At 57.4% G+C, this 336-nt stretch carries 1 protein-coding gene; it reads left to right on the top strand.

Annotated features, from left to right (window positions below; all coding sequences use genetic code 11):
- Positions 1-336: hypothetical protein (locus DPV92_RS09740; RefSeq protein ID WP_192574196.1), on the top strand; the 336-nt coding region annotated here is incomplete at both ends.

Raw genomic sequence — 336 nt, 5'->3', positions numbered from 1 at the left:
CAGAAACCGCTAAAGCTGACGCAGAAACCGCGAAGGCCGGTGCAGAGGCAGCACAAGGTAAAGCCGAAGCAGCTAAAGCTGGTGCAGAAACCGCTAAAGCTGACGCAGAAACCGCGAAGGCCGGTGCAGAGGCAGCACAAGGTAAAGCCGAAGCAGCTAAAGCTGGTGCAGAAACCGCTAAAGCTGACGCAGAAACCGCGAAGGCCGGCGCAGAGGCAGCACAAGGTAAAGCCGAAGCAGCTAAAGCTGGTGCAGAAACCGCTAAAGCTGACGCAGAAACCGCGAAGGCCGGTGCAGAGGCAGCACAAGGTAAAGCCGAAGCAGCTAAAGCTGGTG

It is taken from the genome of Pseudohaemophilus paraphrohaemolyticus, from assembly GCF_003253115.1.
Lineage (GTDB): Bacteria > Pseudomonadota > Gammaproteobacteria > Enterobacterales > Pasteurellaceae > Haemophilus_A > Haemophilus_A paraphrohaemolyticus_A.
The sequence above is the reverse complement of the archived record's forward strand: the minus strand, read 5'-3'. Positions and strand labels throughout refer to the sequence as shown.